Genomic DNA, 23419 nt, shown 5'->3' with positions numbered 1-23419 from the left:
GCTCAGGCGCTGACCGGGTTGCGCCGGCGCAGAGCGGCGGCAATCATCATCACCAGCACCGACAGGCCGATCAGCAGCGTCGAAGCGACGGCGATCACCGGGGTCAGGTCCTGGCGCAGGGTGGTCCACATTTTTACCGGCAGGGTCTGCAGGTTGGGGCTGGCCATCATCACGCTGAGCACCACCTCGTCCCACGACACCAGGAAGGCGAACAGCGCGCCGGCGATCATCCCCGGGCGAATCGCCGGGAAGGTCACCTTGACGATCGCCTGCAGGCGCGAGGCGCCGCAGATCACCGCGGCGTCTTCGATCGACTGGTCGAACAGCTTCAGCGAGTTGATGATCGAGATGATGGTAAAGGGCAGGGCGACGATCACGTGGCTGACCACGAAGGCAAACAGCGTGCCGGTGTAGCCGAGCTTGAGGAACAGCGCGTACACCGCCACGGCGATGATCACCAGCGGTACGATCATCGGCAGGGTGAACAGGCCATAGAGCATCTCCCGGCCAGGGAAGCGCCCGCGCACCAGGGCAAAGGCGCTGGGCAGGCCCAGGGCCACGGCAAACGCCGTGGTCAGCAGCGCGACCTTGAGGCTGGCCAGGGCCGCTTCCATCCACTCGGCGTTGGAGAAGAACTGCTCGTACCACTTCAGCGTCCAGCCCGGTGGCGGGAACACCAGCCACTGCGACGAGCCGAACGACAGCAGGACGATGAACACGATCGGCAGCAGCAACAACAGCGCGATCACCCCGGTGGTGGTGTACAGGCCGAAGCGCAGGCGCCGGCTCATGGCATTGGGCGTCAGGAGCATCTTGGCTTACCTCGCGTTACTGTTGCCGACCGGGGATTCCGGTTGCAGCTTCAGGTAGAAGTAGAACAGCACCAGGGTGATGGCGATCAGCAACGCGGCAGCGGCACTGGCCAGGCCCCAGTTGAGGAACGACTGCACCTGCTGGACGATGAACTCGGGCAGCATCATGTTCTGCGCGCCACCGAGCAGCGCCGGGGTCACGTAGTAACCCAGGGACATGACGAACACCATCAAGGCCCCGGAAAACAGCCCGGAACGGCACAGCGGCAGGAACACCTTGAAGAAGTTGCTCCAGGGGCTGGAGCCACAGATGGAACCGGCCTGCAGCACCATCGGATCGATGGCCTGCATGGTCGCCTGCAGCGGCAGGACGATGAACGGGATCATGATGTAGCTCATGCCGATCACCACGCCGGTGAGGTTGTGCACCATCTCCAGCGGCGCATCGATGATGCCGAGGGCCATCAGTGCCTTGTTGATCACCCCCGAGGCCTGCAGCAGCACCAGCCAGGAGTAGGTGCGGGCGAGCAGGCTGGTCCACATCGACAGCAGCACGATGTTCAGCAGCCAGCGGCCCCAGCCGCGCGGCACCAGGGTGATCGCCCAGGCCAGGGGGAAGCCCAGCAGCACGCTGATCAGGGTCACCAGGCCGGCCACCGAGAAAGTGTTGAACAGCACCCGGGCATAGGCCGAGTTGGCGAACAATTGCTCGTAGTTGCCCAGGCCCGGGACGGGTTCGAGCACGCCACGCAGCAGCAGGCTGATCAGCGGTGCGAAAAAAAACAGGCCAAGGAACAGCAGGGCCGGCAGCAGGTTACGGCTGCCGCGCCAGCGTTCACGCAGGGGTGGCGTGTGCTTCATCGCTGCTCCCTTGGCGCCGGTCGCAGCGCCGGACGGGGCTTGCAGGGCATTGATGGCGACTTTCATTTGACCAGCCACTCATTCCAGCGGGTGGCGATGGCCGGGCCGTTCTTGGCCCAGTAAGCGAAATCGAGGGTCACCTGATCCTGAGCGTAGGCGGTCGGCAGGTTGGGTGCGAGCTCGGGCTTGAGCAGGCTGATGCTGTTGAGGTTGACCGGGGCATAGGCGGTGAGGTTGGCAAAGTCGGCCTGGCCCTGGGCGCCGCTGGCATTGGCCAGGAATTTCATCGCCGCATCCTTGTTTTTCGCGCCCTTGGGGATGACCAGAAAATCGGCCATGACCAGGTTCTGCTTCCAGCTCACCCCGACCGGTGCGCCATCTTGCTGCAGGGCATAGACCCGGCCGTTCCAGAACTGGCCCAGGCTTGCCTCACCGGAAGCCAGCAGTTGCTGCGATTGCGCACCACCGCCCCACCAGACGATGTCTTTCTTGATGGTGTCGAGCTTCTTGAAGGCGCGGTCCAGGTCCAGCGGGTAGAGCTTGTCGGCAGTGACGCCGTCGGCCAGCAGGGCCAGTTCGAGCACGCCGGGGCTTGGCCACTTGTACAGGGCGCGTTTGCCGGGGTAGGTCTTGGTGTCGAACAGCGCAGTCCAATCTTGTGGCTTGTTGGCGCCGAGCTTGCCTTCGTTGTAGCCGAGGACGAAGGAGAAGAAGAACGATCCTACACCGTGATCGGAGACGAAACGCGGGTCGAGGCGATCACGCTTGATGGTGGTGAAGTCCAGCGGTTCGAGCAGACCTTCGCTTGCCGCACGCAGGGCGAAATCCGCTTCGACATCGACCACATCCCACTGCACGTTGCCGCTTTCGACCATGGCCTTGAGCTTGCCATAGTCGGTGGGGCCGTCCTGGACCACGCGGATTTTGCTGCTGGCACTGAAGGGCTCGGCCCACGCCTGCTTCTGCGCATCCTGGGTGGTACCGCCCCAGCTGACGAAGTTCAGGCTGTTGGCGGCCAGGGCCCCCTGGCAGGTCAATGTCAGCAGGCTGGCAGCCAGCACTGCGCTTGCGCGTTTGGAGAACAGCATAGGTACGCCCTCGTTTCTTGTGTTTTGAGCGGGCTTTGTGTTGCCCGCCTTGTAGTGGGGAGCATCAACAGGTATTTCGGTCTACGGGATGTCATATTATGGTATTCCAAACTTTTGACAAGAGGCTGCAGGCTACCGGCTATCACCCGGCGCCGGTTCGCGGGCGCAGATGCCCGAGACAGGGCCTTCGCGGTCTACCGTCTATAGTGAAGTAATGTGTTTCAGCGAGAGCCATTGCCATGGAATTGATCAGTCGCGAACCCTGGTGGCGCAATCCGCCCAAGCCCGGTCAGCATGAACAGGACCTGGAATGGGGCTATCTGGAGATCTACAAGGATGGCCGGACGGTGTTCGTCGAGCAGCGCCCTACTGACAAGGAGCTGGCCGAGCGCAAGAGTTGCCGCAATTTCCCCGAGGCGCAGGACTAGCCCGTGGGAGCTGGCTTGCCAGCGATGAGGCCAGCCCAGTCAATGCAGCAAGTGTTGGCTGGACTACGACCGCTTCGCGCTCGATCGCGGGCAAGCCCGCTCCCACAGGTTCGGTGGTGTTATCGGCATTGGTGCGGCTATGCGCTGAACGGGATGCTCTGCACCACTTCCAGGTCATAGCCGGTGAGGCCGGCGTATTTCAGTGGCGGGCCCAGGTGACGCAGCTTGCCCACGCCCAGGTCCTGGAGAATCTGCGCGCCGGTACCCACTTCTGAGTAGCTGCGCGATTGCCCGCGCGGGTAAGGGCGCGGTGGCTGGGTCAGGTGCGGTACCCGTTCAAGCAGGGCTTGCGAGGACTCATGGTTGGCGAGGATCACCAGTGGATCAGCTCGGCGATGGTGCCGATCTTGATGCCATGGCGGGCGGCGAAGACTTCCAGGTCCGGGCGCCGGGCCATGCTGCCGTCGTCATTGAGCACTTCGACGATGACCGAGGCGGGGCTGAAGCCGGCCAGGCGCGCCAGGTCGCAACCGGCTTCTGTGTGCCCGGCGCGGGTCAGCACGCCACCTTCGCGGGCGCGTAAAGGGAAGATATGCCCCGGCTGCACCAGGTCCTCGGCGCGGGCACCGGGCGCCACGGCAGCCGCGACCGTACAGGCGCGGTCGGCGGCAGAGATGCCAGTGGTGACCCCACGCGCCGCCTCGATCGACACGGTAAAGGCGGTGCTGAAGGCGCTGCCATTGGCCGGCACCATCTGCTCAAGGCCCAGGCGCTGGCAGTGCTCGTCGGTCAGGGTCAGACAGATCAGGCCACGGGCTTCGCGAGCCATGAAGCTGATGGTCTGGGCGTCGCAGCGTTCAGCGGCGATCAGCAGGTCGCCTTCGTTCTCGCGGTCTTCGTCGTCCACCAGCAAGACCATCTTGCCCTGGCGGTAGTCCTCGAGGATGTCTTCGATGCTGTTGAAGGGCATTGCGGCGTACTCGCTATCTGAGGTAGATTTCATGGTATACCATAATACATATAAACCTTGAGCGGGAGTGTGCGATGAAGGCTTACTGGATTGCCCATGTGGATGTGACCGACCCCGCGCAATATCAGCAATACACCCAGCGGGCGCCGGCGGCCTTTGCCGCGTTTGGCGGCACGTTGCTGGCCCGCGGTGGGCGCAGCGAGGCGCTGGAGGGCAGGACGACGCCGCAGCGCAGCGTGGTGATCGAGTTCGCATCCTATGAGCGGGCGCTGGCGTGTTATCGGTCGGATGAATATCAGCAGGCGTGCGCGTTCAGGCAGGGGGTGGCGAGGGCCGAGGTGATTATTGTCGAGGGGGTGTGAGGGCAGGGCAAAGCATCGCGGGGCAAGTCGAGTCGTCGCACCGCCGCGCCCACTGTGCCGAGTTCGTCATCGCATGGGGCTAAAGCGATCAAGTCGGCGCGCCTGGGCTTAGGGCAGGCTGATCAGTCAGCCCAAGGAGATGACCATGACCCGACTGACCCTGTCCGAAGCCCATTCACTTGCCTATTCAATCCTCTTGCACAATGGCTTTGGAGCCGACCACGCCCAGGCGGTGAGCGACACCATCGTCGCCGGCGAACGCGATGGCTGCGCATCCCATGGCCTGTACCGGGTACTGGGCTGCGTCAGTTCGCTCAAGGCCGGTAAGGTGGTCGCCGATGCACGCCCCGACGTCATTGACCAGGCGCCCTCGATCGTGCGCGTGGACGCCGGCGGCGGGTTTTCCCAACTGGCGTTCCAGGCCGGCTTGCCGGTGTTGCAAGCCAAGGCCCGCAGCAACGGCATCGCGGCCCTGGCGATTAACCGCTGTGTGCACTTTTCCGCGTTGTGGGTCGAGATCGAGCAACTGGCCGAGGCCGGCCTGGTCGCCCTGGCGTTCACCCCCAGCCATGCCTGGGTCGCACCTGCCGGTGGGCATCGGCCGGTGTTCGGCACCAATCCCATCGCCTTCGGCTGGCCGCGGGCGGGCAAGCCTCCTTACGTATTCGACTTCGCCACCAGCGCCATCGCCCGCGGTGACATCGAACTGCATCGGCGTGCGGGCCAGGCCATTCCCGTAGGCTGGGGTGTCGACGAGCACGGCCAGCCCAGCACCGACCCCAGTGTGGTCCTGGACCGTGGCGCGATGCTGACCTTCGGCGGGCACAAGGGCTCGGCGCTGGCGGCGATGGTCGAGCTGATTGCCGGTCCCTTGATCGGTGACTTGACCAGTGCCGAATCCTTGGCCCATGCCGACGGCAGCAAAGCCTCGCCCTACCACGGCGAATTGCTGATCGCCCTGGACCCGCGCAGGTTCCTGGGCGATGCCGCCGATCAGCACCTGGCCCGCGCCGAAGCGGTATTCGAGAGCATTGAAGGGCAGGGCGCGCGGCTGCCGTCTGCGCGTCGTTATGCAGCACGCGCGCGCAGCCTGGTGGAGGGCGTGGAGATTCCGCAGGCCCTGTACAACGATCTCAGGGCGCTGCTGGCCTGAGCCCCTGTAGGAGCGGCGGTGCGGCGACCCTACAAGGCGGCGCTGCTGCTCCGGCCGTCAACCAGGCGAGCGATGCCCAGCGGGTTGGCGTCCTGCAGTGCCGGTGGTAACAGCGCATCCGGGCAGTTCTGGTAACACACCGGGCGCAGGAAGCGCTCGATGGCCAGGCTGCCGACCGAGGTCCCGCGGGCATCCGAGGTGGCCGGGTACGGCCCGCCATGCACCATCGCATCACAGACTTCGACGCCGGTCGGGTAACCGTTGAACAGCACCCGGCCGACCTTCTGTTCCAGCAGCGGCAGCAGCTCGGCGTGGGCCTGCAGGTCCGCGGCTTCGGCGATCAGGGTGGCGGTGAGCTGACCGTGCAGGCCGTTCAAGGCCTGCTGCAGTTGGCCGCTGTCGGCCACCTCGACCAGCACGGTAGCCGGCCCGAAAACCTCTTCCTGCAACAGCGCATCGCCCTCGAGCAACAGGCTCACATCCGCCTTGAACAGCTGCGGCTGCGCCTGGTTGCCCTGTTGCGCATGCCCCGCCAGGTGGCGGATACCCGGATGAGCGAGCAGCGCCTCGACGCCCTTGCGGTAACTGGCGAGGGTGCCGGCATTGAGCATGGTTTGTGCCGGTTGCTCGGCCAGTTGCGCCGTCAGTTGTTCGGTAAAGGCACTGAATGCCTGTGAGCGCAGGCCGATGACCAGCCCCGGATTGGTACAGAACTGTCCGCAGCCGAGCACCACCGAGGCGGCCAGCTCGCGGGCAATCTGCTCGCTACGCTGGGCCAGTGCCTGGGGCAGTACCAGCACCGGGTTGATGCTGCTCATTTCGGCGAATACCGGGATCGGTTGCGCCCGCGCGGCCGCCATGTCGCATAGCGCACGGCCGCCCTTGAGCGAGCCGGTAAAGCCCACGGCCTGGATGGCCGGGTGCTTGACCAGTGCTTCGCCGACGCCGGCGCCGTAGATCATGTTGAACACGCCCTTGGGCATGCCGGTGAGTTCGGCCGCGCGGATGATCGCGTCGGCGACCCGTTCGGCCGTGGCCATGTGGCCGCTGTGGGCCTTGAACACCACCGGGCAGCCGGCGGCCAGCGCGGCGGCCGTGTCGCCACCGGCTGTGGAAAAGGCCAGCGGAAAGTTGCTGGCGCCGAACACGGCGACCGGGCCGACGCCCAGGCGATACTGGCGCAGGTCGGCGCGTGGCAGCGGTTGGCGATCCGGTTGCGCGCGGTCGATCCGCGCGCCGAGAAAATCGCCCCGGCGCAGCACCTGGGCGAACAGGCGCATCTGCGCACTGGTGCGCCCGCGCTCACCGAGGATCCGGGCAGCGGGCAGCGCCGTTTCGCGGGTCACCAGCGCGATGAAATCATCCCCCAGGGCTTCCAGTTGCGCGGCGATGGCCTCAAGAAACTGCGCTCGCCGCTCTGGTGACAGGCTGCGCAACACCGGGTAAGCGTGCGCCGCCGCCTTGGCGGCGGCATCCACTTCTTCGGCGGTTGCCTGGTGGAATTGATACGGCAAGGCCTCGCCGCTGACCGCGTCGTGGCTCTGCAGGGTGAGGGTGCCAGCGGCGCTGCGTGCACCGCCGATGTAATTGTGGCCAGTGATATCCGGCATGGAACACTCCTGAAAAAGGGTGGGATCAGGCCAGCGAACTGCCCTGGCGAACAGGCGCAGCTTGCCCGGCAGCGATACGCGCGGCGGCTTCGGCGTCTACCTGGTGCAGCGACGTGCCGCGGGTCTCGCGGGTCAGGCCGACGGCGACGATCGAGATCAGCGCGGCGCCGACCAGGTACCAGGCGATCGGCGTCGAGCTGTGGAACTCATTGAGCAGGCTGATGGCGATCAGCGGCGCCAGAGAACCGGCAAAAATCGGTGCCACCTGGTAGCACAGCGACAGGGCGGTATAGCGCACATGGGTCGGGAACAGCTCGGCCATCAGGGCGGAGTAGGGCGCATAGGTCATCGACTCGATGGCCAGGCCCAGGGTGATCGCGGCCATGATCAGCCAGTTGTTGCCGGTGTCCATCATCGGAAAGCCGACGAAGCCCCAGAACGCCGTGAGCACCGCGCCCGTCAGGTACACCGGCTTGCGCCCGACCAGGTCGGACAGGTAACCCATCAGCGGGATCATGAAGAAGTGCAGCAGGTGCGCGCCGAACATCAGCAGGAGGATCTGCGAGGTGTCCTTGTGCACCACCAGCTTGAGGTAGGTGATGGAGAAGGTCACCACGGTGTAGTAGAGAATGTTCTCGGCAAAGCGCGCGCCGATCCCCACCAGCACCGCGCGCCAGTGATGGCGCAACACTTCGACCACGCCCAGTTGTTGCTCGGCTTTTTGCGCCTGGCGCGCCTGAGCCTCCTTGAAGATTGGCGCGTCGTCGACGCTGGTACGGATCCAGTAGCCGATCAGCACCACCACTGCCGAGAACCAGAAGGCCACACGCCAGCCCCAGGCCAGGAACTGCTCTTCCGAGAGGTTGCTCGACAACAGCAGCAAGGCGACGGTCGCCACCAGGTTGCCGGCCGGCACCCCGGCCTGCGGCCAGCTGGCCCAGAAGCCACGGCGGTTGTCCGGGCAGTGCTCGGACACCAGCAGGATGGCGCCCCCCCATTCGCCGCCGAAGGCGAAACCCTGGATCAGCCGCAGCAGCACCAGCAACACCGGCGCGGCATAACCGATACTGTCGAAGCCCGGCAGGCAGCCCATCAGGAAGGTGGTGATGCCGACCACCACCAGGCTCAGTTGCAGCAAGCGCTTGCGGCCGAACTTGTCACCGTAGTGACCAAACACCAGACCGCCCAGCGGGCGGGCGAGAAAGCCCACGGCATAGAGGGCGAAGGCAGCGATGATGCCGTCGACGGGGCTGTCGGTCTGGCGGAAGAACAGCTGGCCGAAGACCAGTGCCGAGGCGGTACCGTAGAGGAAAAATTCATACCATTCGGCGACGGTACCGGCCATGGCCGCGGCCACGACACGTTTCAATCCCGAAGGGGTGGTTGCGCTGGAAGGGTGACTGGACATGCTGGCGTTTCCTGTATGGGCGCAAAACAGGCAGGCCGGTCTCCACGACGGAGCCGGCCCGGCAATCACTCAGAGGCCGACGTCCGGCAGCTGCGGACGGTTGGCCAGGGCCTTGGCCATGATCTGCTCGACGTAGACGCGATCCGCTTCCGGCAGGGCCAGACGTGGCGGACGGGTCAGCGCACTGCCGCGACCGGCGATGGCTTCGCACAACTTGATGCACTGCACCAGGTCGGCGCGGGCGTCCAGGTGCAGGATCGGCATCAGCCACTCATAGATCGGCATGGCCTCGGCGAAGCGACCGGCCTTGGCCAGGCGGAAGATCGTCTCGCCCTCTTTGGGGAACACGTTGGACATGCCCGAGACCCAGCCCTGGGCACCGACGGCGATGCTTTCCAGGACCACGTCGTCCAGGCCCGCGAACAGCACGAAGCGATCGCCCACTTCATTGCGCACGTCGATGAAGCGGCGGGTGTCGCCGGAGGAGTCCTTGAAGCACACCACGTTGTCGCAGTCGGCCAGGGAAATCAGGATGTCCGGGGTGACGTCGTTTTTGTAGATCGGCGGGTTGTTGTAGACCATCAGCGGCACGTCGGTGTGCTTGGCCACGTAACGGTAGTGCTCGGCGGTTTCGAAAGGCTTGGAGCCATAGACCAGCGCCGGCATCAGCATCACGCCGTCGACGCCGACCTGGCGCACCGCGTTGGCCACCTTGGCGGCCTGCACGCTGGTGAACTCGGCCACGCCGCAGATCACCGGAACCCGGCCGCGGGAGGCATCGACGGCGACCTCGGTGACGGCGATTTTCTCTTCGGCGCTCAGCGAGGTGTTCTCACCCACCGAACCACAGACCACCAGGCCCGAGACGCCGTCGCGGATCACGTTGGAAATCACCTCGTGGGTCTTTTCCAGGTTGATCGAGAAGTCGTCGTTGAATTGAGTGGTGACCGCAGGGAAGACGCCGCTCCAGTTTACGTACTTGCTCATGGTGTTCTCCGGTTGTTTATTGTATTTCGTATACGATATTTCAAGTGATTCGAGTGGACCAGCGTTTTTTCACGGCTGTGGCTGATCGGTTTTCAAGGGTGTTTCGAAATCAAGGGGTTAGGCTTCAGGCACCGGGCCAGGTGTCCGACAACCGGTAGCCTTGTGGCCAGGGATCGCTCGGATCGAGCAGCAACTGATGGGTGCCGGTGATCCAGGCACGGCCGGAAATGCACGGGTAGATGGCCGGGCGACCGGCGATTTCGGTCAGTGATTCGATACGGCAGTCGAACTGCGAACCGATGATCGAGCGGCCGATGAAACGCTCGCCGACCTTCATCAGGCCTTTGGCCTGCAGCACCGCCATGCGCGCCGAGCAGCCGGTGCCGCAGGGCGAGCGGTCGATCTTGCCGGGGCGGATGACCACGGCGTTGGCGCCGCTGGCGACGCCGTCCTGGTACTCGACGGGCGCGGCGATCTGGCAGAAGGAAATGTGCGCCCAGTCCGGGTTCAGCGGGTGGCTGAAACCCAGTTGTTCGTTGGCGGCGCGGGTGATCTTGAGGCCGATCTCGACGATGTCCTTGGCTTCGTCGGGGCGTATCGCAAAGCCCAGTTGCCGGGCATCGGCAATGACGAAGCTGTCGCCGCCATAGGCGGTGTCGACCTGCAGCGAACCGTGGCCTTCGACCTCGATCCAGGCGTCGAGACGGTCGGCGAAGGAGGGCACGTTCTTCACTTCCACCCGCTCTACCTTGCCGTCGCGGCATTGGGCGACGGCCTCGATCAGGCCGCCGGGGGCCTCGAGCACCAGGCGCGTTTCGGGCTCGGTCATTGGCAGGATGCCGCTGTCGAGCAGCACGGTGGACACGCACAGCGAGTTGGAACCGGACATCGGCGGGGTGTCGGCCGGCTCCATGATGATCCAGGCCATTTGCGCGCGCGGGTCCTTGGGCGGGACCAGCAGGTTGACGTGGCGGAACACGCCGCCGCGCGGCTCGTTGAGGACGAAGTTGCGCAGGGTCTGGTCTGCGGCGATCCAGCGCGATTGCTCCCAGACGGTGGCGCCGGGGGGCGGGGCGACGCCGCCAACGATGACGTCGCCGACTTCGCCTTCGGCGTGGCAGTTGACGATGTGGATGATCTTGGATGAACGCATTCACAGGACTCCTTGTGTTGTTAGGGCAGGCCTCATCGCGGGGCAAGCCCGCTCCTACAAAGATCCCTGTAGGAGCGGGCTTGCCCCGCGATGCTTCTATTTCACCGACTTCAAGAACGCCGCCGTCTCCGGCTGCAACGGGTTGCCGATCACCTGGTCCGGCGAGCCGATTTCGTGCACCAGGCCGTTGCGGAAGAACGCCACCCGGTCCGACACATCCCGGGCAAAACGTATCTCGTGGGTCACCAGGACCATGGTCATGCCGTCCTCGGCCAGCATGCGCATGGTGTCGAGCACCTCACCCACCAGCTGCGGGTCGAGCGCCGAGGTGGCCTCGTCGAACAGCATGTAGTCCGGCGACATCGCCAGCGCCCGGGCAATCGCCATGCGCTGCTGCTGGCCGCCGGACAGTTTGCCGGGGAAGGTCTTGAGCTTGTCGCCCAGGCCCACATGGGTCAGTTGTTTCACTGCCAGCGCCTCGGCGTCTTTCTTGTTCTTGCCGAGCACCTTGCGCGGCGCGAGCATGACGTTTTCCAGCACCGTCAGGTGTGGGAAGGCGTTCCACTGCTGGAACACGATGCCGATCTTCTGGCGCAGGCGGTTGAGGTCCGTGGCCCGGTGGTGGACCTCGACGCCGTCGACGCGGATGTTGCCTTTCTGGATCGGCTCCAGGCCGTTGATGCACATCAGCAAGGTCGACTTGCCCGAGCCCGAGCCGCCGATGATCGACACCACTTCGCCCTTGTCCACGGTCAGGCTCACGCCCTTGACCACTTCGAGGTCGCCGAAGGATTTATGTACGTTCTCGATCTCAATCATTTTCCTGCCACCTTCTTTCCAGACGGGCGCCCAGGCGGGCAACCACCAGGCTCATGACGTAGTAGATGAGGCCCGCGATGCACAGCACCAGCAGGGGTTCCTGAATCCGCGTAACGATGGTCTGCGAGGCGCGCAGCAGTTCGACGATGCCGATCCACATCACCAGCGCCGTGTCTTTCATCACCCCCAGGACCAGGTTCAGCCAGCCGGGAAACGCCACCCGAGTGGCCATCGGCAGGACGATCCAGCGCAGGTCCTGCAGGTAGCTCATGCCCAGCGAACGGCTGGCCCGGCGCACGCTCAGCGACACCGCCAGCACACCGCCACGGACGATCTCGGTGAAGTACGCAGCGGTGTAGACGCCGAGCACGATGCAGCCGACGCTGAAGGCGCTGATGTCGAGCCCGACGATGCTCTTGAACGAGTTGAACAACACGAACTGGATCAGCAGCGGCACGCTGCGAAACACATCCAGTACCCACGCCAGTGGCAGGCTGAGCCGTGGCCACAGGGCCCGGGCCAGGCCGAACAGCAGCCCGGCAAAGGTGCCCAGGAGGACGGCCCAGAAGGTCAACTGCAAGGTGATGCGCGCCCCGTCGAGCAGGAACACCAAGTCGTTCCAGGTAAAACCGGTGGAAAACATGCCGAGCTCCTCAGTAACGGAACAGCCGCCAGGCCATCAGCCGGGCCAGCGCGACGATCGCCTTGGCAATCACGTAGTACAGCGCCGCCGCCAGGGCGAAGTATTCGAAGGTGCGGAAGGTCTTGACGTTGTAGTCCTGGGTCACGCCGGTCAGGTCGTTGTTCAGGCCGACGATCACCCCCAGCGACGTCATCAACACTGCCCAGACCATCTGGTTGGTCAAGGGGTAGAACACCACCCGCAGCAGTTGCGGGATGACGATCATCCGGTAGGTCTGGAAGGCACTCATGCCCAGCGAGCGCGCCGCGCGCACCTGCGTGGTTGGCACGGCCTTGAGGCCGCCGCGAAAGTTCTCAGCCAGGTACCCCGCGTTGTTGAAGGTGATGCCCGCCAGCAGGGCGATCCAGGAACTGACGTGCAGGCCCAGGGAGCCGAGGCCGAAGTACAGGATGTAGATCTGGAACAGCGAGGGCGTGTTGCGCGCGATCGACACCCAGCCGTTGGCAAAGCCGCGCAGCAGCGGCTGCTTGCCTTCGCGCATCACGGTCAGGGCCAGGGCGATCAGCACCCCGAAGATCATCGACAGTGCGGCGGTCTCGAAGGTGACCCAGGCGCCGGCCAGCATGTCTGGCAATGCGCGCAGTGCCGAGCGCCACTGGAAGGTGTAGTCAAACATGCGCGGGGTCCTCCTTGCAGGCAGCCGGTTGCAGCCAGGCCGGCAAGCGGCCGCTGGCCTGGCCGCTGCAGGCCGACTCGACGCATTCGGCGAGGCTGGCGAAATGCACTGGGCGACCGGCCAGGCCCGGCCCGTAGTGGGCATATTTGCCGGAGTTGGTCATCAGCGTGCGCGCCGCTGGCGGGATCACCGGTTCACCGAGCATGCACCAGCAGGTGTCGGTCACCAGCGTTACACCGAAGCGTTCAAGCCCGGCGATCAGCCCGGCGGCGCGGGCCTGTTCGAGCACCGCGCGGCCGCAGGTGATGGCCACGACCACCTCCGGGTGCTTGTGCCGGCCCCGGCACAGCTGCGCGAGCGCGGCGAATTCGCTGAAGGAGAAATGCGGGTTGCCCAGCGACACCACATCCACCCGCGCCTCGCGGGCGCTGTTGAGCGCGCGCCAGCTGTGCAGCAGGCCCTTCAGTTCAATACGCTCGCTGGGCAGGCTGGCGTCAGGTTCGAGTACCTGCGCCGGGTCCAGCGCTTCGGGGGTGACCCCGGCGATATGAAACAGCGGCGCCGCCGAGGTGGTGGCAAAGGCGGCGCCGAACGCCTTGAGGTCGTCCAGGCTCGGCTGCGCCTGCTCCAGCCCGCGCACCAGGGGAATCCGCGAGCCGGCCAGGGCGCCGATGTGATAGCCGAGCAGGGGGTAGAAGCTGTCGTCCAGCGCCTCCAGCGCCGGCACCTGCACAATCAGTCGGGCCTTGCGCTGGCTGTCCAGGTGGCAACCGATGCGCGGCGCGCGGCCGGTCAGGGCGATGCAGATATCGAGGTAGTCGGGGTACTTGAGGGTGCGCGCGCCGAGGACGCTGTTGGCGTAGACCACTGCATTGGATTCGGCCCAGACGATCTGTTCGCCCTGGGTCGGCGCGCTGTCCAGCAGGTAAGGCGCGCAGGTGAAACTCATCTGCGCGCCCATGGCCATGTAGGCATCGCCCAGGGCGCTGGCCGGCTCGCCCAGCGCCGGGTCGATGCCCAGCTCGCGCCAGCGGCGCTGGTCGACCGAGATGGCGTTGAGCGTGGTCGGCACCCGCACCTTCGCGCCCCAGCGCAGCAGTTGCTCGGCAAAACCGAGGCTGGCGGGGCCGGTGTAGATGCAGCCGTCGATATGGGCTTGGGTCACGTCCAGCAACTGCTCGGCGCCTTGCAGCTCGGCCATGCGCAGCACGATCTGCATCGCCATCTGCGCAGCCTTGCCGTGGCTGCCGTCGAGCAGCGCCTGGTCCTGTGCTTCCAGGCTAAGGCGGGTGGTGAAAGGCTGGCCGTCCTGGGCAGGCGGCACGGCCTGCCAGTGATCGCCTGGCGCCTGGGAATACAGGCTCAGGCGATCCCCTTCGACCCGCGCCCAGCCTTCACCGCGCAAGCCGGCGAAGGCCTCCTTGCCGATGCACAGCACCGGCAGGGAGCGCTGGAACAGGGTCTGCGCGACCAGCACGCCGAGGGTCAGGATCTCGTCGGCTTCGGCCAGCACCAGTGCCGCCGGTGCGTGGCCGTTGCTGATCAGCTCCATCATCACGCTGCTGCCGGTGCATGAGCCGCGCCCGCTGGGAATCGCCAGCACGCGCCCGGCGATGCGCTGGCCGCTGAGTGGATGATGACGGTCGATGACTTCGCCGCTGCAGGCGTCAACCCCGCCCCAGAAGCTCAACCCGGTATCGGCGAACAACAATGGGCCCTGGGCTGCGCCCTCGACCAGGCTGCGCCCGGTCAGGGCAATGGGTGTGCTGGTCATGCTGCCCACCTCAGTAGTAGACCTGTGGCACGGTCAGGTCGGTCGGGGCGATTTCAGTGCCCACCCACTTGGTGAACAGTTCCTTGTAGCGCCCGGTGCGCACCTGCTGGTTGACGAACAGGTCCAGGTAGCGCAGCAGGCCATACTCGTTGCGCTTGGCGCCCAGCGACACGTAATCGATCACGTAGGGGGCATTGCCGGCGACCTTGAGGTTCTTGTACTTGCCGGACTTGAGGGTGGCCGCGGCAACGGTGTTGGTGACCACGGTGGCATCGATGTGCCCCTGGGCGACGGCCAGCAGGGTGTCGTTCTGCGACTGGTAGGCGCGGAAGGTGCCGCTGCCCCAGCTTTTCACGTCTTTTTCAAGGGCGATGGCTTCGTAGGTGCCGCTGGTGTTGCCCAGCGCCTTGCCCTTGAGGTCATCGAAGCTGTTGATGCCGGTGTTGTCGCGGGTCAGCACCACCATCTGGAAGGCGAAGTAGGGCACGGTCAGGCCGACGGTCTTGGCCCGCTCGAGGGTGTCGGAAGTGGACGCCACGATCACGTCGGCGCGGCCGGAGACCAGCGCCGGGATACGGTCGGGGAAGGGCGTTTCGACCACTTCCGGTTCGACCCCCAGCACCTTGGCCAGGTCGCTGCAGTAGTCGACGTCGAAGCCGGCAGGTTTGTTGGCTTCGTCGCGAAAGCCCATCGGCGGGAAGTCCAGGGTCACGGCGCAACGTAGCTTGCCGGAGCCGATGATGTCGTCGAGCTTGTCGGCCTGGGCGTTGGCAATGCAGGCGGTACTGAGAACAGCGCTGAGGGCTACGGCAAATGTGCGGTTTTTCATAGGTGCCTCGTGGTCGGGTAAGTGCTGTTAGATATCGTATTGGTAATTTCGTATACGATATTTTCTAGTGCAATGGCCGTGCCTGTTTTGTTGTGGCTGTAGGAATAATCCTGCGGCCCGTGAGCTAGGGCGCCTGAAGCAAACGAGGGCGGGTGCGGGCGGTTTTAGCGCAGCCGGATAGGTGCAGCGCAGGTGTTACATATCGGAGCACTGCCTGTGCGCAGCGCCCGATAAAGGAACACTCAGCGCTGGTTGTCGCGGTACTGGCTGGGCGAAAGCCCGGTGAGGGCACGAAACTGTCGGCTGAAGGCGCTGTGGTCGGTATAACCGCAGCGCAGGGCGATGTCGGTGATCGGCAGGTCGAGGTCTTGCAGCAGGCGCGAGGCTTCCTCCAGCCGCGCCTTGTGGATCATCTGCCGCGGCGTGAGCTGGAAGATGCGCTTGCAGTGGCGCTCCAGTTGCGCCACCGACAGCCCGGCGATAGCGGTCAGTTCGGCGAGGCTGATCGGGCGGGTGAAGTGGGCGCGGATATGCGCGTCGACGGCGGCAAGCTTGTGGAACGCCGGGTGGTTCGACTGGGGCAATTGCAGGTCGCGGGAAATGCCGGCGAGCCCGACAATAGTGCCCTCGGCATCCTTGAGCGCCCGTTTGTGGGTCAGGCACCAGATCGGCTGGTTGCCGAAGTAAAGGTGCAGTTCGAGCTGGTCGGCCAGTTCCCGGCCACTGCTGAGCACGCGGCGGTCCTGCTCGGTGTAGAGCGGCCCGAAGCGGGCGGGGAATACGTGCTCGGCGGTGAGCCCGAGCAACTCTTCGCGGTGCTTGCGCCCGCAGCGCCGGGCCAGGGTCTGGTTGACGAAGGCGTAGCGCGCCTCGCGGTCCTTGATGAAGAACACCACATCGTTGAGCGTGTCGAGCAGCGGCGCGATGGGCTGCAGGCTGCTGAGCAGGGTCGGCAGGTCGCAGGGCGCGAAGTGGTTGAGCGTGGCGTGCATGGCGCTGACGTTCCGGGGGCGACCGTCGGGATCATAGAGCGCCCCCGGCGTTTATCTCAAGCGTCGCCGGTTTCCTCCAGGCACAGCAGGGTGTCGATGCGCGCCGGGCTGAACGGCGGGCGTGGCGCCGAGGGTTGCCAGCCGAACAGCTGCGCGGTGGCCGCACCGCACACCCGGCCCTGGCAGGCGCCCATGCCGCAACGGCTGGCAAGCTTGGCCTGGCGCCAGTCGCGATGCCCGACGAGGGCGGCATAGGGGACGTCTTCGCAGCGGCACACCAGGGTGTCGGCAGTGGCCAGCGACTTGAGTGCAGGGTCCAGGTCGAAGGCGTTGTTCAGCGCGCTGGCAAAACCGTGCCAGCGGGCGCGGCGGCGCCACAGCTGCTGCGCCGCCTGGCGATTGCCGGTGGCTGCACAGCCGGCAATCGCGCCTTCAACCAGAGCGCGCTCGCTGCCGCCGAAACCGGTGCATTCGCCCGCGGCATAGATGCCGGGTTGCGAGGTCGCCTGCCAGGCGTCGACGGCAATGGCCTGCTGTTCCACGGCGCAGCCCAGAGCCTCGGCGAGCTGGATGTTGGGGATCAGGCCGAAGCCGCAGGCCAGTCGGTCGCACGCCATTTCCACCACCTTGCCTTTTTGCTTCAGGCGCACGCCTTCGAGCCGGTCGGTGCCCAGTGCGGCCAGTACATGGCTGGCGGTGCGGTACTGGCGGTCGAACAGGCTGATCGATTGCAACAGCTTGCGCGGCCAGCGTGGCAACCGTGCGGCGAAGCCTGCGACGGCAGCGCCCGAGGCCTGTTCGGCGATGCGCAGCACCCGGGCACCATTAGCCTTGGCGGTGGCGGCGCTGGCCAGCAGCAAGGGGCCGCTGCCGGCGATGACGATACGCTGGTTGTGCACCGGCGTCCCGCCCTTGATCAGTGCCTGCAAGCCACCGGCACCGGTCACGCCAGGGAGCGTCCAGCCGGGGAAGGGCAGTAGCAGCTCGCGGGCGCCGGTACAGAGGATCAGCCGGTCGTAGCGGATCTGCCAGCCGCGCTCGGCGTCTTCCACCAGCAGGGTGTCCGGGCCGGGCTGGGCGATCACCCGGGTGCCGCTGTAGTACTGCACATTGGTACAGGCGAGTACCTGTTCGCGCAGTTGTCGGGCCTGGGCAGGCACCTTGGCCTGCGGCCCGTCGCGCCAGATCTGCCCGCCCGGCAGCGGGTTGTCGTCGAGCAGCACGATGCGCGTGGCCCGCGGCGCGGCGGCCAGTGCCGCGGCCAGTCCGGCGGGGCCGGCGCCGATGATCAGCAGGTTGGTGTATTCGTTCATGCGCGGGTCTCCACCTGCATGCCGTCGCGGCACAGGGTCTGGCAGGCCAGGCGCTGGCGGCCGTCGATGCGCACCCGGCATTCCTGGCAAATGCCCATGCCGCACAGCGGTGCGCGGCGCTGGCCGCTGACCGAGGTGCGCGAGCAGCCATCGCCGCCCAGGGCCAGGGCGGCGGCCACGCTGGTGCCGTCGGCCACGCGCAGAGGGCGGCCATCGAGAGTCAGGTCAGGCATGGGTGAGTGCTCCCAGGAAGCGATCTGGCAGGTAGGGCCTGGCCGCCAGTGGCGGCGTTTCGTCGAACAGTTGCGCGCTCAGCAGGTCGGCGGTCGCCGGGGCAGTGGTGACCCCCAGCCCTTCGTGGCCGACCGCCAGCCACAGGCCGTCCTGGTGCGGATGGCGGCCCACCAGCGGCAGGCCGTCGGGGCTGGCGGCGCGAAAGCCGGTCCAGGCGCGGATGCCGTTCAAGTGTGCCAGGCCTGGCATGTATTCAGTGGCGCGCTTGAGCATGCGCGCGAGCATCCAGCCTTCCACGGCCGGGTCGGTGGTGCCGAACTGGCGCGAAGCGCCGATGAATAGCTGGCCGGTCGGGCGCGGCTGGATATTGCACGCGGTGGACGGGCCGCTGGCAGTGTGGGCGCTGGTTACGTAGCCCAGTTCCACCAGGGTGTGGGTGACGGTGCCGGGGTAGCGGTCGGTGATCAGCAGGTGGCCTTTCTTCGGTTCGATCGGCAGTTCCGGGCATAGGTCAACGGCCTGGATGCCGTTGGCCAGCACCACGGCCTCGGCGCTCAGCCACTGGCCGTTATCCAGGCGCACGCGGTTGCCTTGCAGCGCAGTGACCCGCGCCCGGCGCTGTTCGATACGTGGCGATTGCAGCATCCAGCGGGCGGTGGCCGGCGCGTAGAGGATGCCGTCGCCGTTGATCAGCAGACCCCCTTCGAGCCCCTCGCGCAGCGCTGGTTCGCGCTGGCGCAGGGCGTGCCCGGCGACCAGCTCGCAGGTCACCCCCTGTGCTTGCAGGACGTTGAATTTATGCTCGGCCACGGCCATCTCTTCGGCGTTAGCCGCCAGCCACAGGGTGCCGTTGCTGCGGTAGGCGCAGTCCGCGGGTAGCTGCGGGGCCAGTTCGCGCCAGCGTTGCAGCGAATGTTGGCTGAGTGCCAGCTCTGCGGGGTTGTCGTCGAGCACCAGCAGGTGGCCCATGCCGGCTGCCGTGGCGCCATGCAGCCCGGCGTCCAGCACCAGCACGCGCAAGCCACGCGCGGCCAGCGACTGCGCGCAGGCCGCGCCGATGATCCCGGCGCCGATCACGATCACATCGGCCACGGCAGCGCCGCTCACGGGCGAATGCCCCAGGCGAACGGGTCGTCTTCCTCGAGGATGAGCGTGGCTTCGGCGCTGATGTACGCGCGGCCGCGAATGGTCGGGATGATGCGCTCGCCGTCGGCCTCGAACGAGCCCTCGAAGGTGCTGCCGATCACGCTGGCCTGGTGCCAGGTCTGACCTGGCTGCAGCTTGCCGTCGGCGGCAAGGCAGGCGAGCTTGGCGCTGGTGCCGGTGCCGCAGGGCGAGCGGTCGTAGGCCTTGCCGGGGCAGAGCACGAAGTTGCGGCTGTCGGCGTCGGGGTCGTCGGCGAACAGTTCGATATGGTCGATCAGGCCACCGTCCTCGCCGCGGATGCCCTGATGCTCCAGCGCCTGTTGCACGGCGTAGGTGTAGGCCGTCAGTGCTTCGATGTTGTCGCCAGCGACCTTCTGGCCGTGGTCGGCGATCAGGAAGAACCAGTTGCCGCCCCAGGCCACATCGCCAACCACCCGGCCGAGGCCCGGCACCTCCAGCACCAGGTCCTTGCGGTAACGGTAGGCCGGCACGTTGCGCACGCTGACCGAGAGGTCCTCGTGCAGCGTCGCCTGAACGGTGCCGACCGGGGTTTCGATGCGGTGCACGCCCGGCCCGATCCGGCCAAGGTGCGCCAGCGATACCACCAGGCCGATGGTGCCGTGGCCGCACATGCCCAGGTAACCGCTGTTATTGAAGAAGATCACCCCGGCGCAGGCGCTCGGGTCCACCGGTTCGCACAGCAGCGCGCCGACCAGTACATCACTGCCGCGCGGCTCCAGCATGCAGGCAGTGCGCCATTGATCGTGTTCCTGGGCAAGGCGCTGGCGGCGCTGGGCCATGCTGGCGTTGCCAAGGTCGGGGAATCCGTCGGTGACCAGGCGGGTCGGTTCGCCGCCGGTATGGGAGTCGATCACGTTAATGCGTTTCATCGAAGGCCGCGTCCGTTCAGGGAAGTGAACGACAGAGTGGCCTGTCCCCCAGTGCGCAGGCTTGATGCCTTTACGCCACGCCGATGACGAAATCGGCATAGCGCCGGAACCCTGGTGGGACCTGTAGGAGCGGGCTTGCCCCGCGATGAGGCCAGTACAGCCAGCACATCAGGTGGCGCCTGGATTGCGACCGCTTCGCGCTCGATCGCGGGGCAAGCCCGCTCCCACAGGTCCACCAGGTTGCCATTATTTGGTGGGCGGCAGGTGCTCGAAGAGGGTCTTGCAGACGCCGGCGATGTGTTCGTCGAGCAACCTGACGGCGAGTTCGACATCCTTGGCCCGGCAGGCGTCGAGGATGTCGCGGTGTTCGTGATCGGCGCGTTCCTTGCCGGCCGAGAGGCTCATCTGCATGCGCAGGTAGCGCTCCAGCTTGTCGTTCACCGAGCGGATCATGTTGACCAGAAACGGCCGTTGCGCCGGTTCGTACAGGCAGGCATGCAGCTCCCAGTTGAGCTCGGCCCAGCGACCGACGTCGTTCTCGCCGACGAACTCCTGGCAGATGCGTTCGGCGCGGGCGAAGGTTTCTTCGGTCATGTTCGGGATGGCCAGGCGCAGGGCTTTGTCTTCGAGCAGCATGCGCACTTCGAACATCTGCGCCAGCTCCGACTCGGACATGCGCGTGACCATCGCTCCGCGATTGCGCTGGAACATCACCAGGCCTTCGGCCTCCAGGCGCTTGAGCGCTTCGCGCACCGGGATCTTGCTGACGTTGAACTGGCGGGCGATATCGTCCTGGCGGATCGGTTCGTCTTCGGCGAAGTGCCCGGCAATGATTGCATCGCGCAGGTGACGGGTGATGATTTCCGAGGTCGAAGGCGTGTTGCCCAGGTCCGGGGCGTTGAGGCGGGGTACGGTCACGGTGGCGTCGTCCGAAGTTATTTCTGGATATGGTATACGAAACTGGCCGGGTACGGCGCCACACATGCCCGACGGACAGCGCTGGCGGCGGGCTTAACGAATGAAATGCACCTTGCCGGTGTCGTCATTGCCCATGTAGATCCCGTATACCCCGGCCTGGCGCTCCTCGATGTAGCGTTCGAGAATCTGCCGGATCGCCGGGTAGTAGATCTCGTCCCAGGGGATGTCTTCAGGGGCGAAGAAACGGTAGTCGAGGGTCTCCGGGCCGTACTGGCCGGTGATCTCCAGGGCGATGGCGCGAAAGATGATGTACACCTCGCTGATGGTCGGCACGCTGAAGATCGAGTAGGGCGAGATGATCTCGCCGCGTACGCCGCTTTCTTCCCAGAGCTCGCGCAGTGCCGCCTGCTCGGTGGTCTCACAGCTTTCCATGAAGCCTGCCGGCAACGTCCAGGTGCCCGGGCGCGGCGGGATCGCCCGTTGGCACAGCAGGTACTTGCCGTCCTGCTCGATGATGCAGCCGGCGATGATCTTCGGGTTCACATAGTGAACATAGCCACAGGCGCTGCACAGCAAGCGCTCGTGGGTATCGCCGCTGGGCCGTCCCTGGTGCAGCTCGGCAGTGCAATGCGGGCAGTAACGCGGGACGGCGGGCATGGTCAGCGGCCTATACGGGGTTCTTTGAGGGCAATGGGCGCGGCGATGTCGCGCACCTTGCTGTTGTCGTTCTGTTTCAAGCGCAGGTAGTCCAGCGCCACCTTGGCGGCGGCGCGCACGTGATCGACCGAGGCCTGGTGGGCGGCCAGCGGGTCGCCGCTCTTGATCGCCTCGACGATCTTTTCCATTTCCTGGTTGCTGGCGCCGCGGCGGTTTTCCTGGGACACCGAGGTCGCTCGCAGGTAGCTGATGCGTGCCTGCAACTGGCGCAGCTGGGTGGCGGCAACGTGGTTGCCCGAGCCTTCGAGCAGCACGTCGTAGAAGCCCTGCACCGAATCGATCACCTGTTGCAGCTCACCTTCCTGCAGGGACTTGCGGTTGACTTCCAGGGCCTTTTCCAGGGCGCGGATGTCCTTGGCCTTGGCGTTCAGGGTGAACAACTGAACGATCAGGCCTTCGAGCACGCAGCGCAGCTCATAGATGTCGCGAGCGTCTTCGAGGGTGATGATGGCTACCCGTGGGCCCTTGGCGTCGGCGAACTCCACCAGGCCTTCGGACTCCAGGTGGCGCAGCGCTTCACGCACCGATGTACGGCTGACGCCGAGGCGGTCACAGAGGTCGCGCTCGACCAGGCGGTCGCCCGGCAGCAACTGGAAGCTCATGATCGCCCCGCGCAGTTTGTCGAGGACGATTTCACGCAGGGTGACGGGGTTGCGGTTGACCTTGAAGCTGTCGTCGAGGGGCTGGCGTTTCATCATCGGTGCTCTGCAGAGGGCTGTCGCAGTTGAACAGCCCGTCGTTATCGGGTGGGCTCCGAGTCGGCCTCGGCGAAGGCTTCGCGGGCCAGCCGGAAACTGTCCACGGCTGCGGGCACACCGCAATAGATACCGACTTGAAGCAGGATTTCGCGTATTTGCTCACGACTCAGACCGTTACGCAAGGCACCGCGTATATGCAGCTTGAGTTCGTGTGGGCGGTTGAGCGCGGAAATCATCGCCAGGTTGATCATGCTGCGCTCCTTGAGCGACAAACCGTCGCGACCCCAGACATGCCCCCAACAGTATTCGGTGACCAGCTCTTGCAAGGGCCGGTTGAAGTCGTCGGCGTTCTCGATCGACTTGTTGACGTAGTCCTGGCCCAGCACCTGGGTGCGGATCTGCAGGCCTTTTTCGTACTTCTCGTTGTTCATCGCTGCGCTCCCAATCAATCAGGCCAGTGGCGGCAGGGCGCCGAGCTTGCCTTTGTGGTAGATCATCGGCGTTGCCGGTTGCTCGGGCAGGATCAGGTGCTGGACCGCGCCGACGATGATGGCGTGGTCGCCGCCGTCGTACTCGCGCCACAGTTCGCACTCGATGATCGCCGTGGCATTGGTCAGCAACGGGTTGCCCAGCGCGCTCAGGTGCCAGTCGATGCCCTTGGCCTTGTCTTTGCCTTTGCCGGCGAAAGCGTAGGCTTCGGCGGTTTGCCCGGCGGCCAGCAGGTGAATGGCGAACTGCTTGCTGTCACGCAGGATCGGGTAGGTGTCGGAGGCGTAATTTGGGCAGAACAGCACCAGCGCCGGGTCGATCGACAGCGCGCTGAAGGCGCTGGCGGTGATGCCGACGATGCCGCCGTCGGCGTCCAGGGTGGTGACCACGGTGACGCCGGAGGGAAAGGAGCCCATCACGTCTTTGTAAATGCCGGGTTCGATCATGGA

General features: G+C 65.7%; 25 protein-coding genes and 1 pseudogene. 3 read left to right on the top strand and 23 right to left on the bottom strand.

Going from position 1 to position 23419, the window contains the following annotated elements:
* Positions 1-2: 2 nt before the first annotated feature.
* From PspR32_RS15420 to PspR32_RS15410, 3 genes are read right to left on the bottom strand one after another with little or no spacing between them, the layout of a single operon-like run.
* Positions 3-812 carry an ABC transporter permease gene (locus PspR32_RS15420; RefSeq protein ID WP_159388829.1) on the bottom strand — a complete coding sequence of 270 codons (810 nt, stop codon included), beginning with the start codon at positions 810-812 and terminating at the stop codon, positions 3-5.
* A gap of 6 nt (positions 813-818) precedes the next feature.
* Positions 819-1739, bottom strand: a complete 921-nt coding sequence (locus PspR32_RS15415) for an ABC transporter permease (protein ID WP_159388828.1) — start codon at positions 1737-1739, stop codon at positions 819-821.
* Positions 1736-2761, bottom strand: coding sequence for an ABC transporter substrate-binding protein (locus tag PspR32_RS15410; RefSeq protein WP_159388827.1), 1026 nt, complete (start codon positions 2759-2761; stop codon positions 1736-1738). Before PspR32_RS15410 ends, PspR32_RS15415 begins: the two co-directional genes overlap by 4 nt.
* A gap of 239 nt (positions 2762-3000) precedes the next feature.
* Here PspR32_RS15410 and PspR32_RS15405 point away from each other — a divergent pair, with 239 nt between their 5' ends.
* A complete protein-coding gene (locus PspR32_RS15405) occupies positions 3001-3189 on the top strand; it encodes a hypothetical protein (protein WP_100783199.1) in 189 nt (62 codons plus the stop codon).
* Between the two features lie 137 nt (positions 3190-3326).
* Here PspR32_RS15405 and ribB read toward each other — a convergent pair.
* A pseudogene (gene ribB / locus PspR32_RS15400) lies at positions 3327-4159 on the bottom strand (3,4-dihydroxy-2-butanone-4-phosphate synthase).
* A gap of 74 nt (positions 4160-4233) precedes the next feature.
* On the opposite strand from ribB, the gene PspR32_RS15395 reads away from it, so the two are divergent.
* Positions 4234-4521, top strand: coding sequence for a DUF1330 domain-containing protein (locus tag PspR32_RS15395; protein ID WP_159388826.1), 288 nt, complete (start codon positions 4234-4236; stop codon positions 4519-4521).
* A gap of 145 nt (positions 4522-4666) precedes the next feature.
* Positions 4667-5674: an Ldh family oxidoreductase gene (locus tag PspR32_RS15390; protein ID WP_159388825.1), complete on the top strand. Its 1008-nt coding sequence runs from the start codon at positions 4667-4669 to the stop codon at positions 5672-5674.
* A gap of 29 nt (positions 5675-5703) precedes the next feature.
* Here PspR32_RS15390 and PspR32_RS15385 read toward each other — a convergent pair whose 3' ends face one another.
* From PspR32_RS15385 to PspR32_RS15295, 19 genes are all read right to left on the bottom strand, one after another.
* Positions 5704-7284 (bottom strand): aldehyde dehydrogenase (NADP(+)), encoded by a 1581-nt coding sequence (locus tag PspR32_RS15385; RefSeq protein ID WP_159388824.1) that lies wholly within the window; start codon positions 7282-7284, stop codon positions 5704-5706.
* A gap of 25 nt (positions 7285-7309) precedes the next feature.
* Positions 7310-8692, bottom strand: coding sequence for a fosfomycin efflux MFS transporter AbaF (gene abaF / locus PspR32_RS15380; protein WP_100783196.1), 1383 nt, complete (start codon positions 8690-8692; stop codon positions 7310-7312).
* A 69-nt stretch (positions 8693-8761) separates the two neighbouring features.
* Positions 8762-9679, bottom strand: coding sequence for a dihydrodipicolinate synthase family protein (locus PspR32_RS15375; protein ID WP_010223887.1), 918 nt, complete (start codon positions 9677-9679; stop codon positions 8762-8764).
* 124 nt (positions 9680-9803) lie between these two features.
* On the bottom strand, positions 9804-10832 hold the full coding sequence (locus tag PspR32_RS15370; RefSeq protein WP_010223886.1) for a trans-3-hydroxy-L-proline dehydratase: 1029 nt from the start codon (positions 10830-10832) through the stop codon (positions 9804-9806).
* Positions 10833-10928: 96 nt separating this feature from the next.
* Positions 10929-11651, bottom strand: coding sequence for an amino acid ABC transporter ATP-binding protein (locus tag PspR32_RS15365; RefSeq protein ID WP_159388823.1), 723 nt, complete (start codon positions 11649-11651; stop codon positions 10929-10931).
* A complete protein-coding gene (locus PspR32_RS15360; RefSeq protein WP_159388822.1) occupies positions 11644-12294 on the bottom strand; it encodes an amino acid ABC transporter permease in 651 nt (216 codons plus the stop codon). The genes PspR32_RS15365 and PspR32_RS15360 overlap by 8 nt, the downstream gene beginning before the upstream one ends.
* A 10-nt stretch (positions 12295-12304) precedes the next feature.
* Positions 12305-12970 (bottom strand): amino acid ABC transporter permease, encoded by a 666-nt coding sequence (locus PspR32_RS15355; protein WP_010223883.1) that lies wholly within the window; start codon positions 12968-12970, stop codon positions 12305-12307.
* A complete protein-coding gene (gene lhpI / locus PspR32_RS15350; RefSeq protein ID WP_159388821.1) occupies positions 12963-14744 on the bottom strand; it encodes a cis-3-hydroxy-L-proline dehydratase in 1782 nt (593 codons plus the stop codon). Before lhpI ends, PspR32_RS15355 begins: the two co-directional genes overlap by 8 nt.
* A 10-nt stretch (positions 14745-14754) precedes the next feature.
* Positions 14755-15573 (bottom strand): ABC transporter substrate-binding protein, encoded by an 819-nt coding sequence (locus tag PspR32_RS15345; protein WP_010223880.1) that lies wholly within the window; start codon positions 15571-15573, stop codon positions 14755-14757.
* 242 nt (positions 15574-15815) lie between these two features.
* Positions 15816-16565 carry an AraC family transcriptional regulator gene (locus PspR32_RS15340; RefSeq protein WP_159388820.1) on the bottom strand — a complete coding sequence of 250 codons (750 nt, stop codon included), beginning with the start codon at positions 16563-16565 and terminating at the stop codon, positions 15816-15818.
* A gap of 56 nt (positions 16566-16621) precedes the next feature.
* On the bottom strand, positions 16622-17878 hold the full coding sequence (locus tag PspR32_RS15335) for an NAD(P)/FAD-dependent oxidoreductase (protein WP_159388819.1): 1257 nt from the start codon (positions 17876-17878) through the stop codon (positions 16622-16624).
* Entirely contained in the window at positions 17875-18111 is a 237-nt protein-coding gene (locus PspR32_RS15330; protein WP_010223875.1) for a (2Fe-2S)-binding protein, read from the bottom strand. Before PspR32_RS15330 ends, PspR32_RS15335 begins: the two co-directional genes overlap by 4 nt.
* Complete coding sequence (locus tag PspR32_RS15325) at positions 18104-19219, bottom strand: NAD(P)/FAD-dependent oxidoreductase (protein ID WP_010223873.1); 1116 nt, start codon at positions 19217-19219, stop codon at positions 18104-18106. The genes PspR32_RS15330 and PspR32_RS15325 overlap by 8 nt, the downstream gene beginning before the upstream one ends.
* Positions 19216-20148, bottom strand: coding sequence for a 4-hydroxyproline epimerase (locus PspR32_RS15320; protein ID WP_159388818.1), 933 nt, complete (start codon positions 20146-20148; stop codon positions 19216-19218). The genes PspR32_RS15325 and PspR32_RS15320 overlap by 4 nt, the downstream gene beginning before the upstream one ends.
* A gap of 246 nt (positions 20149-20394) precedes the next feature.
* The gene (locus PspR32_RS15315; RefSeq protein ID WP_010223870.1) at positions 20395-21066 is read right to left on the bottom strand and encodes a GntR family transcriptional regulator; all 672 of its coding nucleotides are present in this window, start codon (positions 21064-21066) and stop codon (positions 20395-20397) included.
* Positions 21067-21159: 93 nt separating this feature from the next.
* On the bottom strand, positions 21160-21723 hold the full coding sequence (locus PspR32_RS15310) for an NUDIX hydrolase (RefSeq protein WP_010223868.1): 564 nt from the start codon (positions 21721-21723) through the stop codon (positions 21160-21162).
* 2 nt (positions 21724-21725) lie between these two features.
* Positions 21726-22478, bottom strand: a complete 753-nt coding sequence (locus tag PspR32_RS15305) for a GntR family transcriptional regulator (RefSeq protein ID WP_036994810.1) — start codon at positions 22476-22478, stop codon at positions 21726-21728.
* A 44-nt stretch (positions 22479-22522) separates the two neighbouring features.
* Positions 22523-22912, bottom strand: a complete 390-nt coding sequence (locus PspR32_RS15300; protein ID WP_100783306.1) for a carboxymuconolactone decarboxylase family protein — start codon at positions 22910-22912, stop codon at positions 22523-22525.
* An 18-nt stretch (positions 22913-22930) separates the two neighbouring features.
* Complete coding sequence (locus PspR32_RS15295) at positions 22931-23416, bottom strand: flavin reductase family protein (protein WP_036994813.1); 486 nt, start codon at positions 23414-23416, stop codon at positions 22931-22933.
* Positions 23417-23419 lie beyond the last annotated feature (3 nt).

The sequence above is a fragment of the Pseudomonas sp. R32 genome (assembly GCF_009866705.1).
Taxonomy (GTDB): domain Bacteria; phylum Pseudomonadota; class Gammaproteobacteria; order Pseudomonadales; family Pseudomonadaceae; genus Aquipseudomonas; species Aquipseudomonas donghuensis.
This window is presented reverse-complemented; position numbering and strand designations above follow the sequence as displayed.

What these genes read in the sequence shown, in the direction of transcription:
- PspR32_RS15410 (WP_159388827.1), bottom strand. Translation starts at nt 2,761, where the DNA reads ATGCTGTTCTCCAAACGCGCAAGCGCAGTGCTGGCTGCCAGCCTGCTG.
- abaF (WP_100783196.1), bottom strand. Translation starts at nt 8,692, where the DNA reads ATGTCCAGTCACCCTTCCAGCGCAACCACCCCTTCGGGATTGAAACGT.
- PspR32_RS15355 (WP_010223883.1), bottom strand. Translation starts at nt 12,970, where the DNA reads ATGTTTGACTACACCTTCCAGTGGCGCTCGGCACTGCGCGCATTGCCA.
- PspR32_RS15340 (WP_159388820.1), bottom strand. Translation starts at nt 16,565, where the DNA reads ATGCACGCCACGCTCAACCACTTCGCGCCCTGCGACCTGCCGACCCTG.
- PspR32_RS15415 (WP_159388828.1), bottom strand. Translation starts at nt 1,739, where the DNA reads ATGAAAGTCGCCATCAATGCCCTGCAAGCCCCGTCCGGCGCTGCGACC.
- PspR32_RS15390 (WP_159388825.1), top strand. Translation starts at nt 4,667, where the DNA reads ATGACCCGACTGACCCTGTCCGAAGCCCATTCACTTGCCTATTCAATC.
- PspR32_RS15305 (WP_036994810.1), bottom strand. Translation starts at nt 22,478, where the DNA reads ATGAAACGCCAGCCCCTCGACGACAGCTTCAAGGTCAACCGCAACCCC.
- PspR32_RS15370 (WP_010223886.1), bottom strand. Translation starts at nt 10,832, where the DNA reads ATGCGTTCATCCAAGATCATCCACATCGTCAACTGCCACGCCGAAGGC.
- PspR32_RS15320 (WP_159388818.1), bottom strand. Translation starts at nt 20,148, where the DNA reads ATGAAACGCATTAACGTGATCGACTCCCATACCGGCGGCGAACCGACC.
- PspR32_RS15310 (WP_010223868.1), bottom strand. Translation starts at nt 21,723, where the DNA reads ATGCCCGCCGTCCCGCGTTACTGCCCGCATTGCACTGCCGAGCTGCAC.
- PspR32_RS15395 (WP_159388826.1), top strand. Translation starts at nt 4,234, where the DNA reads ATGAAGGCTTACTGGATTGCCCATGTGGATGTGACCGACCCCGCGCAA.
- PspR32_RS15360 (WP_159388822.1), bottom strand. Translation starts at nt 12,294, where the DNA reads ATGTTTTCCACCGGTTTTACCTGGAACGACTTGGTGTTCCTGCTCGAC.
- PspR32_RS15330 (WP_010223875.1), bottom strand. Translation starts at nt 18,111, where the DNA reads ATGCCTGACCTGACTCTCGATGGCCGCCCTCTGCGCGTGGCCGACGGC.
- PspR32_RS15420 (WP_159388829.1), bottom strand. Translation starts at nt 812, where the DNA reads ATGCTCCTGACGCCCAATGCCATGAGCCGGCGCCTGCGCTTCGGCCTG.
- PspR32_RS15300 (WP_100783306.1), bottom strand. Translation starts at nt 22,912, where the DNA reads ATGAACAACGAGAAGTACGAAAAAGGCCTGCAGATCCGCACCCAGGTG.
- PspR32_RS15295 (WP_036994813.1), bottom strand. Translation starts at nt 23,416, where the DNA reads ATGATCGAACCCGGCATTTACAAAGACGTGATGGGCTCCTTTCCCTCC.
- lhpI (WP_159388821.1), bottom strand. Translation starts at nt 14,744, where the DNA reads ATGACCAGCACACCCATTGCCCTGACCGGGCGCAGCCTGGTCGAGGGC.
- PspR32_RS15375 (WP_010223887.1), bottom strand. Translation starts at nt 9,679, where the DNA reads ATGAGCAAGTACGTAAACTGGAGCGGCGTCTTCCCTGCGGTCACCACT.
- PspR32_RS15385 (WP_159388824.1), bottom strand. Translation starts at nt 7,284, where the DNA reads ATGCCGGATATCACTGGCCACAATTACATCGGCGGTGCACGCAGCGCC.
- PspR32_RS15345 (WP_010223880.1), bottom strand. Translation starts at nt 15,573, where the DNA reads ATGAAAAACCGCACATTTGCCGTAGCCCTCAGCGCTGTTCTCAGTACC.
- PspR32_RS15365 (WP_159388823.1), bottom strand. Translation starts at nt 11,651, where the DNA reads ATGATTGAGATCGAGAACGTACATAAATCCTTCGGCGACCTCGAAGTG.
- PspR32_RS15405 (WP_100783199.1), top strand. Translation starts at nt 3,001, where the DNA reads ATGGAATTGATCAGTCGCGAACCCTGGTGGCGCAATCCGCCCAAGCCC.
- PspR32_RS15335 (WP_159388819.1), bottom strand. Translation starts at nt 17,878, where the DNA reads ATGAACGAATACACCAACCTGCTGATCATCGGCGCCGGCCCCGCCGGA.